The organism is Delftia sp. WSY_16 (assembly GCF_043104415.1).
In the GTDB taxonomy this organism is placed as follows: Bacteria; Pseudomonadota; Gammaproteobacteria; order Burkholderiales; family Burkholderiaceae_C; genus Comamonas; species Comamonas tsuruhatensis.
Genome location: NZ_JBICKS010000040.1, coordinates 915,908 through 927,861, shown reverse-complemented (window position 1 = coordinate 927,861; position 11,954 = coordinate 915,908). Strand labels below are relative to the sequence as shown.

The following is an 11,954-nucleotide window of genomic DNA, read 5'->3' as shown; positions in this document are numbered from 1 at the left end:
GCTGATTCGCCGTCCCGCCCTTGCCCCCTGAACCCCCCAAGGAGACCGCCACCATGACTGCCGCGAACCCGCCTCCAGCCCATGCACCTGCAGTGAATGCAGGGGCCATGGCCGGCCTCATCCACAGGCCCCCGTTCCATGGCCGGCTGCTCATCGATGGCGCCTGGACCGATGCGGCCGACGGCGCGACGCTGGAACGCCGCTCCCCGGCCCACGGCACCGTGGCCAGCATCCATGCGCGGGCCGGGCGGGCCGATGCCGCGCGTGCCATTGCCGCAGCACGCCGCGCTGCGGACCACGGGCCCTGGCCCCGCATGAGGGGGGCGCAGCGCGCCAGCGTGCTGCGTGCCGTGGCCGAATGCCTGCTGGACCGCAGGCAGGAATTGGCGCGTATGGAGACGCTGGAGACCGGCAAGCCGCTGGCCCAGTCGCTGGACGAGGTGGGCGCGGCAGCCGACCTGTGGCACTACGCCGCCGCACTGGCGCGCAACCTGCATGGCGACAGCTATGACACGCTGGGCGAGCAGACGCTGGGTGTGGTGCTGCGCGAGCCGCTGGGCGTGGTCGGCATCGTCACGCCCTGGAACTTTCCCCTGCTCATCGTCAGCCAGAAGCTGCCCTTTGCGCTGGCCGCCGGCTGCACGGCCGTGGTCAAGCCGGCCGAGGAAACATCGGCCACCACGCTGATGCTGGGCGAGATCCTCATGAACGCCGGCCTGCCGCCCGGTGCCGTCAACATCCTGCCAGGCGGCGGTGGCGCTGTCGGCGAGGTCCTGGCCGCGCACCCGGACATCGACATGCTGTCCTTCACGGGCTCCACGGAAACAGGCCGGAAGGTGGCCGCAGCATCGGCGCAGACGCTCAAGAAGCTGTCTCTGGAGCTGGGCGGCAAGAACCCCCAGATCGTCTTTGCCGACTGCGACTTCGAGGCGGCCGTCGATGCCACAGTGCTGGGCATGCACTTCAATGCCGGCCAGTGCTGCAACAGCGGCAGCCGCGTGCTGGTGCAGGCGGCCATCGCCGAGCGCTTCGTGGCCGCCGTGGCCGAGCGCGCTCGGCAGGTGCGCGTGGGCGATCCGCTGGACCAGGGCGTGCAGGTGGGCGCCATCACCACGCAGCGCCAGCTGGACGCCATCCTCACCCACATCGAGGCCGCGCGCCAGGCCGGCGCCCGCGTGGTGCTGGGCGGCGGCCGCATGGCGCGCCCGGGCCTGTATGTGGAGCCCACGGTGCTGGCCGGCGTGACGCCGGACATGGCCATTGCCAGGCAGGAGGTCTTCGGGCCCGTGCTCGCGGTGCTGGTCTTCGAGGACCTGGACGATGCCATCGACCTGGCCAACGCCACGCTCTACGGCCTGTCGGCCGCCGTCTGGAGCCGTGACTTCAGCACCTGCCTGGCGGCGGCGCGGCGCATCAAGGCCGGCACGGTCTGGGTCAATACCTTCCTCGAAGGCCATGCCGAGCTGCCTTTCGGCGGCTACCGCCGAAGCGGCCTGGGCCGAGAGCTGGGCCGCCGTGCCGCCGAGGACTACACCCAGGCCAAGACCCTGCACATGCACCTGGGTGCGCGCAGCCACTGGTATCTGCCCATCCACGAAGGAGACACGGCATGAAGCGGCCACTGACTGCCATGGCGTTGGCCATGGCCTTTGCCACACCGCCGGCCGCCATGGCCGGGCAGAGCGTCGAGGTCCTGCACTGGTGGACCGCTGGCGGCGAGGCCGCCGCGCTGAACCTGCTCAAGAGCGGGCTGGAAAAGCAGGGCGTGCGCTGGAACGACATGCCCGTGGCCGGTGGCGGCGGCGAGGCGGCCATGACGGCGGTGCGCGCCCGCGTGACCTCGGGCAACCCGCCCACGGCGGTGCAGATGCTGGGCTTCGACATCCTGGACTGGGGCGGCCAGGGCGTGGTCGCCGACCTGGATGCCCTGGCCGCGCGCGAGGGCTGGGACAAGAGCGTGCCGCAGGAGGTGCAGAAATTCTCGCGCTACCAGGGCCGCTGGATCGCGGCGCCGGTCAACATCCATTCGACCAACTGGCTGTGGGCCAACCGGCAGGTGCTGGCCCAGGCGGGCGTGACGGCCGAGCCAGCGAGCTTTGACGAGTTCATCGCGGCGGCGCGCAAGGTGCGCCAGGCCGGCTTCATCGCCATCGCCCATGGCGGCCAGCCCTGGCAGGAGGCCATCGTGTTCGACAGCGTGGCCCTGTCCACGGGCGGCGCCGACTACTACCGCAAGGCCTTCATCGAGCGCGATCCGGCCACCATCCGGTCGGCGACCACGCGCAAGGTATTCCAGCGCATGGCGCAGATCCGCAGCCTGGTGGACAAGGATTTTTCAGGGCGCGACTGGAACGTGGCCTCGGGCATGGTCATCGCCGGCAAGGCGGGCTTCCAGATCATGGGCGACTGGGCCAAGGGCGAGTTCCTCAACGCCGGCAAGCAGCCCGGCAAGGACTTTGCCTGCTACCGCTTCCCGGGCACCCAGGGCATGGTGGCCTTCAGTTCCGACCAGTTCGTGATGTTCAGGCTGTCCGACGCGGGCAAGGCGGCCGCTCAGCGCAAGCTGGCGGCCGCCATCATGGAGCCGGCCTTTCAGTCGGCGTTCAATGTCGTCAAGGGTGCGGCGCCTGCGCGCCTGGACGTGGCGGATACGGCCTTCGACGAATGCGGCAAAAAGGCCATCCGCGACGTGGCCGAGGCCGATGGCCGGCGCAGCATGCTGGGCTCCATTGCGCTGGGCCATGCGACGGCCGCATCGGCCAAGAACGCCATCTATGACGTGGTCACGCGCCACTTCAACGGCCAGATCGACGATGCCAGGGCCGTGGCCGAGCTGGCCTCGGCCCTGGCCGACTGATGGAGCACCCTGCCATGAAGGCCGGCTGGCTCCCCAGGCTGCTGCTCAGCCCCAGCGTGCTGCTCACGCTGGTGTGCGTGTACGGATGCATTCTGTTCACGGTCTATCTGTCGTTCACGGCATCGACCCTGCTGCCGCGCCATGAATGGGCCGGCACCGCTGCCTACACGCGGCTGCTGGGGCTGGAGAACTGGAAGATCTCGGCGAACAACCTCGCGGTGTTCGCCAGCCTCTACATCGCCATTGCCATGGCGCTGGGCCTGGTACTGGCCATCCTGATCGACCAGAAGATCCGCGCCGAGGCCGTGCTGCGCTCCATCTTCCTGTACCCCATGGCCCTGTCCTTCATCGTCACGGGAACGGCGTGGAAATGGCTGCTCGACCCCGGCGTGGGCCTGGAAAAATCCATGCACCTGCTGGGCTGGCAGGGTTTTGCGTTCGGCTGGATCAAGGACGGCGACATGGCCATCTACTGCGTGGTCATCGCCGCCGTGTGGCAGACCAGCGGCTTTGCCATGGCCCTGTTCCTGGCGGGCCTGCGCGGGGTGGACTCCGAGCAGATCCATGCGGCGCGGCTCGATGGCGCGCGCACCTGGCAGGTCTACTGGCGCATCATCCTGCCGCAATTGGGGCCGGTTTTCGTATCGGCCTTCGTGATCCTGGCGCACATGGCCATCAAGTCCTATGACCTGGTGATTGCGCTGACCAATGGCGGGCCCGGCCGCTCGACCTGGCTGCCCTCGGTGTTCATGTACCAGTACTCGTTCACCCGCAACGAGATGGCCGTGGGCGCGGCCAGCTCGGTGCTGATGCTGCTGGCCGTGGGCGCCATCGTCCTGCCCTATCTCTGGGGCGCCATGCGCAGCGCAGGAGGTCGCCATGACTGAGCTGCGCACACCCTGGTCCGTGACACGGCGGCTTCAGCCCTGGCGCGTGCTGCTGTATGCGGCGCTGGTCCTGCTGGCGGCGGTCTTCCTGCTGCCGGTCTATGTGATGCTGGCCAATTCGTTCAAGCCGCTCGACGAGATCCGCAGCGGCCACCTGCTGGCGCTGCCCGGCCAGTGGACGCTGGCGCCCTGGCGCAGCGCCTGGAGCACGGCGCAGATCGGCGTGCAGGCCACGGGGCTGCGGCCGTTCTTCCTCAATTCCTTCCTGGTGGCCGTGCCATCCGTGCTGCTGTCCACGGCCCTGGGCGCGCTCAACGGCTGCATCCTGACCCAGTTCCGTTTCCGGGGGGCGGACCTGCTGTTCGGCGCCATCTTGCTGTCGGTCTTCATTCCATTCCAGATCGTGCTGATCCCCATGGCCAAGATGCTGGGGGCGCTGGGCCTGGCGGGCAGCCTCAAGGGCCTGGTCTTCGTCAACACGGTGTACGGCATAGGCTTCACCACGCTGTTCTTTCGCAACTACTACGCGGCCTTCCCGGCCGAGCTGGTGCGCTCGGCGCGCATGGATGGCGCGGGGTTCTTCGGGCTGCTGTGGCGCGTGCTGCTGCCCAACAGCCTGCCCATCGTCGTGGTGGCCGCGATATGGCAGTTCACCAGCATCTGGAACGAGTTCCTGTTCGGCGCCTCGTTCAGCGATTTCAGCTCCTACCCGCTGACCGTGGCGCTGAACAACCTGGTCAACAGCAGCACCGGCGTCAAGGAATACAACGTCCACTTCGCGGGGGCGTTCATCGCGGCCTTGCCGACGCTGGCCGTGTACCTGGTGTCGGGCCGGTTCTTCGTGCGCGGGCTGATGGCCGGCGCCGTCAAAGGCTGATGCCCAGCATCTTGCAGTGAGGCATTCCATGGCATTCCTTGATCTCGACCGCATCCACAAGCGCTTCGGCGCGGCCAGCATCCTGCAGGACATCAGCATTGCCGTGCAGGAGGGCGAATTCCTGGTCCTCGTCGGCCCGTCGGGCTGTGGCAAGAGCACGCTGATGAACATCATCGCGGGCCTGGAGCCGCCCAGCGGCGGCCGTCTGGCGCTGGGCGGCCGCGACATCACCCACGCGGCGCCGGCCGAGCGCGACATCTCCATGGTGTTCCAGTCGTATGCGCTGTACCCCAACATGACCGTGGCGGGCAACATCGGCTTTCCGCTGGAGATGCGCAAGGTGGACAAGTCGCGGCGCCTTGAGCGGGTGCAGGAGGTGTCCAGGCTGCTGCAGATAGAGCACCTGCTGGGGCGCAAGCCGCGCCAGCTGTCGGGCGGCCAGCGCCAGCGCGTGGCCATAGGGCGGGCGCTGGCGCGCGAGCCGCAGCTCTACCTGTTCGACGAGCCGCTGTCCAACCTCGATGCCCAGCTGCGCGTGGACATGCGCGCCGAGATCAAGAAGCTGCATCAGCGCCTGGGCGCCACCATCATCTATGTCACGCACGACCAGATCGAGGCCATGACCCTGGCCACGCGCATCGCCGTCATGAAGGGCGGGGTGCTGCAGCAGCTGGGCACGCCGCAGCAGGTCTACAACCGGCCGGCCAACACCTTTGTGGCGGGCTTCATGGGGTCGCCGCGCATGAACCTGCTGCCTGCGCGCGTGGGTGAGGGGGCGGGTGAGGGGCAGGGCGGTCCCTTCCTCGATATCGGCGGCCAGTCCCTGCCCCTGCCGCAGCCGCTGGCCACCGCGCTGCAGGGCCATGCGGGCAGCGAAGTCATTGCCGGCATACGTGCCGAGGCCGTGGGCCTGGCGCCCGAAGGCGTGCCGGCCGCCCCTGGCCAGGGCCTGGCCGAGGCCCGCGTCGAGCTGCTGGAGCCCACCGGATCGGACACGCTGGCCCTGCTGAAGCTCGGTGGCCATGCGTTCACCGCGCGGCTGCCGCCCGATGCGCCGTTGCGCGCCGGGGACAGGGCACGCCTGCTGATCGACCTGTCTCGGCTGGTCTGCTTCGATGCCGCCACCCAGGCGCTGATCGCATGACCGCCATGGCGCACAACGGGCTGGACTGCGATGTGCTCATCATCGGCTCGGGCGTGGGCGGCTCGGCCGTGGCCCTGCAACTGGCGGACAGCGGTGCGAGCGTATGGGTGCTGGAGCGCGGCCCGGTGCTGCCGCGCGAGGCACAGAACTGGGACATCGAGGCCGTCTTCGCCGAAAGACGCTACCAGACCGACGAGGTCTGGTACGCCAGCGGGCGGGCGTTTCGGCCCGGCATGTTCTATTTCGTGGGCGGGCACACCAAGTTCTACGGCACGGCCATGCTGCGCTTTCGGCAGCGCGATTTCGAGGCGGTGGAGCATGAGGAGGGCATCTCGCCCGCCTGGCCGCTGCGCTATGCCGATCTCGAACCCTGGTATGCCCTGGCCGAGCAGCTGTTCGGCGTGCGCGGCCAGGGCGGCGCCGACCCCACGGAGCCGCCGCGCAGCACGGCCTATGCCTATCCCCCGGTGCCGCACGAGCCGCTGCTTTCGCGCATCGAGCAGCGCTTGCGTGCCCAGGGCCTGCGGCCGTTTCCCATGCCCTGCGCCATCGACCTGGGACCGGGCGGACACTGCCGGCGCTGCGCCAATTGCGACGCCGTGCCCTGCATGGTGGGGGCCAAGGGCGATGCCGAAACCTGCCTGCTGCGGCCTGCGCTGGCGCACCGCAATGTGCGGCTGCATACCGGCGTGCGCGTTCAGCGCCTGCTCACCGATGCGGGCGGGCGGCGCGTCGTCGCGGCGGAGGTGGTGGACCGCGGCGTGGCGCGCCGCATCACGGCGGGGCTGTTCGTGCTCAGTGCCGGCGCCATCAACTCGGCGGCCCTGCTGCTGCGCTCGGCCAATGCGCGGCATCCGCGCGGCCTGGCCAATGGCAGCGACGTGGTGGGCCGCCACTACATGACGCACAACACCACGGCCCTGATGGCATGGCACCCGTTCAGGCGCAACCGCACGCGCTTTCCCAAGACGCTGGCGCTGCACGACTTCTATTTCGGCGACGGCGCGGGCGGCCCGCCGCTGGGCAGCCTGCAACTGCTGGGAAAGATCCGCGAGCCCATGCTGCGTGCCGCCCTGCCGGGCACCCCGAGGTGGCTGCGCAGCGCGCTGGCCGAGCGCAGTGTGGACTGGTACGCGCAAAGCGAGGACCTGCCCCACCCCAGCAGCCGCGTCACGCTGCGCGCAGACGGAGCCATCGACCTGCACTGGCACCGCACCAACCTGCGCGCCCACCAGCGTTGGGTGGCGCGCTGCGCCCAGATACTGCGCGGCACCGGCTACCCGCTGGTGCTGTCGCGCGGCTTCGGCACCGAGGTGGTGTCGCACCAGTGCGGAACGGTGCGCCTTGGGAGTGATCCGGCCACCTCGGCGCTGGACCCGCAGTGCAAGGCCTGGGAGCTGGACAACCTGTATGTGGTCGATGCGGGATTCTTCCCGTCCTCGGCCGCCGTCAACCCCGCGCTGACCGTGGCTGCCCAGGCCCTGCGCGTGGGCAGTCACCTGCGTCACCACCTTCAGGAGCTGCTGCCATGAATCCGCAATCGACGGCACGGCGCCCCGTGGCCCTGGTCACCGGCGGCAGCCAGGGCATAGGCGCCGCCATTGCGCTGCAACTGGCGCACGACGGCTTTGACGTGGCCATCACCACGCTGCAGGACGATGGTGCCAGTGACGGCGCCAGCGTCGCGCAGATCCAGGCCTGCGGCGCGCGTGCGCTGCGTGTGCGCGGCGACCTGGCCGACGTGCACGACCACGCTCGTGTACTCGATGCGGTCTGCGCCTGGGGCGGTGTGCCGTCCTGCCTGGTCAACAACGCAGGCATGGGCTCGCCGCGCCGCGGCGATCTGCTGGACATCCGCGCCGAGGACTTCGACCGGGTGATGGCCACCAACCTGCGCGGCAGCTTCTTTTTCACGCAGGCCGTGGCGCAGCGCATGCTGGCTGCGCCTTCGGGCGCTGCGCGGTCCATCGTCACCGTGTCCTCGGTCAGCGGCGAGATGGCGTCGGTGGAGCGCGGCGAGTACTGCCTGTCCAAGGCCGGCCTGGGCATGCTGACGCGCCTGTTCGCGCTGCGCCTGGCGGCGCACGGCATTGGCGTGTTCGAGCTGCGCCCCGGCATCGTCCGCACGGCCATGACGGCGGGTGCTGCCGATCGGTACGACGGGCTGATCGCTGCGGGCCTTGTGCCCATGGGCCGCTGGGGCCGGCCCGAGGACGTGGCGCAGGCCGCCAGCGCGCTGGCCAGCGGCAGGCTGGCGTTTGCGACGGGGTCGGTGCTGCATGTGGATGGCGCGCTCTCCATCGCGCGGCTGTGAGGACGATGACCATGGACAGCTATGACTACATCATCACGGGCGCGGGCTCGGCCGGCTGCGTGCTGGCCAACCGGCTGAGCGCCGACCCCTCGGTGCGCGTGCTGCTGCTGGAGGCCGGGGGCTGGGACTCGCATCTTCTGTACCACTGGCCTGCGGGCTTTGCGCGCATGACCCGGGGCCGGGGCTCCTGGGGATGGCAGACCGTGCCGCAGCGGCATCTGAACCAGCGCGTGCTGCGCTACACGCAGGCCAAGGTCATCGGTGGCGGCTCGACCATCAACGCCCAGCTGTACACGCGCGGCGCGCCGGCAGACTATGACGACTGGGAGCGCCTGGGCGGCGCCACGGGCTGGTCCTGGCGCGACGTGCTGCCGTACTTCAAGCGTTCGGAGAACAACCAGCGCTTTGCCAACGAGTACCACGGCTACGGCGGCCCGCTGGGCGTGTCCTGCCCCGTCAGCCCGCTGCCCATCTGCGAGGCCTTCTTCCAGGCCGGCCAGGAAATGGGCATGCCCTTCAACCCCGACTTCAACGGCGCCGCGCAGCAGGGCCTGGGCTACTACCAGCTCACGCAGTGGAATGCGCGCCGTGCGTCGGCGGCCACGGGCTTCATCGATCCGGTGCGCATGCGCCGCCCCAATCTGACCATCCAGCTGCAGACCCAGGCGCTGCGCGTGCTGGTGCAGGGCCGGCGCGCGGTTGGCGTGGAGGCGGTCTCGGGCACCAGCCGCACGCCTTTCAGCGTGCACGCCAGCCGCGAAGTCATCGTCTGCTCGGGCGCCATAGGCTCGCCCAGGCTGCTGATGCACTCCGGCATAGGCCCTGCCGACCATCTGCGCAGCGTGGGGCTGGCGCCTGTGCATGACCTCCCTGGTGTCGGCTCCAACCTGCAGGACCACCTGGACCTGTTCGTGATCGCCGAATGCACGGGCGACCACACCTACGACAAATACCAGCGCCCCTGGCACGCGGCCTGGGCGGGCCTGCAGTACCTGCTGCTCAAGAAAGGGCCGGCCGCCTCCAGCCTCTTCGAGACCGGGGGCTTCTGGTATGCCGACCCCGATGCGCTCGCGCGCTCGCCCGACATCCAGTTCCATCTGGGGCTGGGCTCGGGCATAGAAGCCGGAATGACCGGGCTGGAGAACGCGGGCGTGACGCTGAACACGGCCTACCTGCGCCCCCGCTCGCGTGGCACGGTCCGGCTCGCGGATGCAGACCCGGCGTCGGCGCCATTGATCGATCCCAACTACTGGGCCGACCCCCATGACCGGGCCATGTCCATCAAGGGCCTGCGCCTTGCGCGCAAGCTGCTGTGCCAGCCAGCGCTGCGGCGCTACGTGCACGGCGAGGTATTGCCGGGCGGACATCGGGACAGCGATGCCGAACTGTCTGACTACGCCTGCGCCCATGCCAAGACCGACCACCATCCCGTGGGCACCTGCCGCATGGGCCCCGAGCACGATCCGGACAGCGTGGTGACGCCGCAACTGCAGCTCATCGGCATGGAGGGGCTGCGCGTGGCCGATGCGTCCGTGATGCCCTTCATCCCCTCGTGCAACACCAACGCTCCCACCATCATGGTGGCCGAGAAGGCTGCCGACCACATCCTCGGCCGACTGGCGTGAGGCAGGAGACCCCCATGCAGATCCTCCTTCCCCGAAGCGACGGCCGTCTCGTGCCACTGGCCATGAAGGCCAGTCCCATCGCTCCCGCGGGCCCGGCCCCTGCCTTCAACCGCAGCGTCTATGCAGCGGCCCATGTGGTGATCGACCCGTTGGCAACCACGCATCCCTGGGATGGCCCGCCTGCCATCGATTGGGAGGCGACGCTGGCCTTCCGCGAGCATCTGTACCGCCTGGGCTTCAAGGTCGCCGAAGCCATGGACACGGCCCAGCGCGGCATGGGCCTGGACTGGCCATCGGCACGCGAACTCATCCAGCGCAGCGCGCGCCATGCGCGGGCAGTGGGCGGCCAGCTGGCCTGCGGCGCGGGCACCGACCAGCTGGCGGCGCAACCCGGGGTCACGCTGGCACAGGTCGAGGGGGCCTACCGCGAGCAGATGGATGTGGTGCAGGCCGAAGGCTGCCCCGTGGTCCTCATGGCCAGCCGCGCCCTGGTCCAGGCCGCGCGCGGCCCGCAGGACTATCTGCAACTCTATGACCGGCTGCTGGACGCTGCCGACCAGCCCGTGGTGCTGCACTGGCTGGGCGAGATGTTCGACCCTGCGCTGCGCGGCTACTGGGGCAGTACGGACCTGGTGCAGGCCCTTGATACCGTCGCCGCGCTGATCGCAGCGAAGGCGCCCAAGGTCGAAGGCATCAAGGTATCGCTGCTCGATGCGCAATGGGAGAGGGCGCTGCGCCGCAGGCTGCCTGCGGGCGTGAAGATGTACACGGGTGACGATTTCCACTACGCCGAACTCATGGCCGGCGATGGGACGGCAGCCGGTGAGGGCGGCCACTCCCACGGCCTGCTGGGCATCTTCGACCCCATCGCCCCGGTGGCGGCCGTGGCGCTGGCCGAACTGGCCCAGGGCCGCAGCGGGCGCTTCCGGGAACTGCTGGATCCCACGGTGGCGCTGTCGCGCGAGATTTTTTGCGCGCCCACGCGGCACTACAAGGCAGGCATCGTGTTCCTGGCCTGGCTCAATGGCCACCAGAAGCACTTCTCCATGGCCGGCGCAATGCAGTCTGCACGCGGGGCCGTGCACTTTGCCAAGGTGTTCGAGCTGGCCGATGCCTGCGGTGCGCTGGCGGACCCGGAACGGGCCAGCGCGCGCATGAAAAGCTATCTGTCGGTGGCCTGTGGCGTCGAGGCTTGAAGCAGGATTGCCCGGATCTTGCCCCGTCTTCCCCAGGCCGGCAGCTCATACCGCACTCACTCCACGCTCACACCAGGCTCACACCAGGCTCTGGGATTCATCGCATCCTGGGTGCAGCATCGGCTGCAGCCCGAGCATCAGATCAAGGTTCTGCACCGCCGCGCCGGCGGCGCCCTTGCCCAGGTTGTCGAACACGGCGGTCAGCAGCACCTGCTGCTCCTGCGGCTGTCCGAACACCGCGAGCCGCATCCGGTTGCTGCCATTGAGCGCGCGCGGATCGAGCCGCTGCGCATCGGCGTCCTCCTCCAGGGGTTGCAGCTCGATGCAGGGCTGGCCCTGGTACCTCGCGTGCAGGGCAGTGTGCAGGCTGCGGGCGGTCACACCAGCGGGCAGCAGCCGCAGATGCAGGGCGATGGTCAGCACGATGCCTTGCCGGTAGTGGCCATAGGCCGGCACGAACACCGGCGCATGGGCCAGGCCGGCATGCTGCTGGATCTCGGGCACGTGCTTGTGGTGCAGTCCCAGGCCATAGACCTGCAGGGGCACGGCAGTGGCGGCGGCAGCGCCCTCATGGTCCAGCAGCCCTGCGCGGCCCCGTCCCGAGTAGCCCGATACCGCGTGAATGGCCAGCGGGTAGTCGGGGGGCAGCAGGCCCGCGTCGATCAAGGGCCTGAGCAGTGCCAGCGCACCTGTCGGATAGCAGCCGGGATTGCTGACGCGCCGGGCATGGGCGATGCGTTCAGCCTGGCCTGCCTCCAGTTCCGGCAGGCCATAGACCCAGCCCGGAGCGGTGCGATGCGCAGAACTCGCATCGATCACGCGCACGCCGGGCCGGCGCACCAGCGCCACGGCCTCGCGCGCAGCCTCGTCCGGCAGGCACAGCAAGGCGATGTCGCAGTCGTTGAGCGCCTCGGCCCGGTGCGCCGTGCTTTTGCGCTGGTCGGCCGGCAGCTGCAGCAGGCGCAGGTCGGTCCGATCCGCCAGCCATTCGCGCACCTGCAGGCCGGTGGTGCCTTGGTCGCCATCGATGAAAACAAGAGAGGTCATGGGTTGC

The 11,954-nt window shown here is 69.5% G+C and carries 10 protein-coding genes; 9 read left to right on the top strand and 1 reads right to left on the bottom strand.

The annotated features are described in order from the left end of the window. Positions 1-53 precede the first annotated feature (53 nt). From ACF8O7_RS23920 to ACF8O7_RS23880, 9 genes are read left to right on the top strand one after another with little or no spacing between them, the layout of a single operon-like run. Positions 54-1,613, top strand: a complete 1,560-nt coding sequence (locus ACF8O7_RS23920; protein WP_016446305.1) for an aldehyde dehydrogenase family protein — start codon at positions 54-56, stop codon at positions 1,611-1,613. After that, positions 1,610-2,857 carry an ABC transporter substrate-binding protein gene (locus ACF8O7_RS23915; RefSeq protein ID WP_016451526.1) on the top strand — a complete coding sequence of 416 codons (1,248 nt, stop codon included), beginning with the start codon at positions 1,610-1,612 and terminating at the stop codon, positions 2,855-2,857. The genes ACF8O7_RS23920 and ACF8O7_RS23915 overlap by 4 nt, the downstream gene beginning before the upstream one ends. Positions 2,858-2,871: 14 nt before the next feature. Beyond that, entirely contained in the window at positions 2,872-3,744 is an 873-nt protein-coding gene (locus ACF8O7_RS23910; protein ID WP_016446303.1) for a carbohydrate ABC transporter permease, read from the top strand. Beyond that, positions 3,737-4,621, top strand: a complete 885-nt coding sequence (locus ACF8O7_RS23905) for a carbohydrate ABC transporter permease (protein ID WP_016446302.1) — start codon at positions 3,737-3,739, stop codon at positions 4,619-4,621. The genes ACF8O7_RS23910 and ACF8O7_RS23905 overlap by 8 nt, the downstream gene beginning before the upstream one ends. Before the next feature lie 28 nt (positions 4,622-4,649). Next, complete coding sequence (locus ACF8O7_RS23900) at positions 4,650-5,765, top strand: ABC transporter ATP-binding protein (RefSeq protein WP_392444421.1); 1,116 nt, start codon at positions 4,650-4,652, stop codon at positions 5,763-5,765. Continuing rightward, positions 5,762-7,297 (top strand): GMC family oxidoreductase, encoded by a 1,536-nt coding sequence (locus ACF8O7_RS23895; RefSeq protein WP_392444420.1) that lies wholly within the window; start codon positions 5,762-5,764, stop codon positions 7,295-7,297. The genes ACF8O7_RS23900 and ACF8O7_RS23895 overlap by 4 nt, the downstream gene beginning before the upstream one ends. Further along, positions 7,294-8,079 carry a 3-ketoacyl-ACP reductase gene (locus ACF8O7_RS23890; RefSeq protein ID WP_016451528.1) on the top strand — a complete coding sequence of 262 codons (786 nt, stop codon included), beginning with the start codon at positions 7,294-7,296 and terminating at the stop codon, positions 8,077-8,079. The genes ACF8O7_RS23895 and ACF8O7_RS23890 overlap by 4 nt, the downstream gene beginning before the upstream one ends. Before the next feature lie 11 nt (positions 8,080-8,090). Continuing rightward, on the top strand, positions 8,091-9,704 hold the full coding sequence (locus ACF8O7_RS23885) for a GMC family oxidoreductase (protein ID WP_043791180.1): 1,614 nt from the start codon (positions 8,091-8,093) through the stop codon (positions 9,702-9,704). Positions 9,705-9,718: 14 nt separating this feature from the next. Then, positions 9,719-10,900: a dihydrodipicolinate synthase family protein gene (locus tag ACF8O7_RS23880; protein WP_046239203.1), complete on the top strand. Its 1,182-nt coding sequence runs from the start codon at positions 9,719-9,721 to the stop codon at positions 10,898-10,900. 78 nt (positions 10,901-10,978) lie between these two features. On the opposite strand, the gene argC is transcribed toward ACF8O7_RS23880, so the two are convergent. Next, positions 10,979-11,947 carry an N-acetyl-gamma-glutamyl-phosphate reductase gene (gene argC / locus ACF8O7_RS23875; protein WP_275822892.1) on the bottom strand — a complete coding sequence of 323 codons (969 nt, stop codon included), beginning with the start codon at positions 11,945-11,947 and terminating at the stop codon, positions 10,979-10,981. Positions 11,948-11,954 lie beyond the last annotated feature (7 nt).